This window comes from Halomonas sp. SIMBA_159, from assembly GCF_046536035.1.
GTDB classification, from domain to species: Bacteria; Pseudomonadota; Gammaproteobacteria; order Pseudomonadales; family Halomonadaceae; genus Vreelandella; species Vreelandella venusta_A.
In genome coordinates this window covers 1-483 of the sequence record NZ_JAWJBT010000093.1, presented here as the reverse complement: position 1 = coordinate 483, position 483 = coordinate 1, and the positions used below count along the sequence as shown (strand labels likewise).

General features: G+C 30.4%; 1 protein-coding gene. It reads right to left on the bottom strand.

Annotation, left to right across the window (positions count from 1 at the left end; all coding sequences use genetic code 11):
- A partial coding sequence (locus R0J87_RS18505; protein WP_498888005.1) for a hypothetical protein occupies positions 1-244 on the bottom strand: 244 nt, incomplete at its 3' end.
- Between the last annotated feature and the right edge of the window lie 239 nt (positions 245-483).

Genomic DNA, 483 nt, shown 5'->3' with positions numbered 1-483 from the left:
AAGGTACTTCATCCTTTATTTCCCCTTTATCAATAATAAAACTTCCCGAAATTCTTTCATTATTTATGTCTAGTTTTTTTGGATTAATTGTAATCCTTGGTCTTGAGCAAATCATATATAAATGACATTTTTCCCCTTGCACCCGTTTCTTTATTTCAAGGGTTTCTAAATCTGGTTGTTGTATCAATCTATGAAAAACAGCTCGCATAGCTACACTATTTTCAATTTGATATTTATAATTCATGTCACACCCCTAGTTAAAAATTCTAATCTAAAACTCCCCTTTAAATTTTACAACTATATAATTTCGGTATTAAAAGGCACAAAGTAATTTTCTACAATTCTATCCGAACGGAGTTTAGACTCTTCTAATAATTGATTGCAGTAAGCTTCTAAACTTTCACCTTAAAGTTGTGATTCAACAAGATCACTTAAAAGTGAACGCACATCAGAAATTAAGGAAGAAAGTTTCTCAAATGTGAG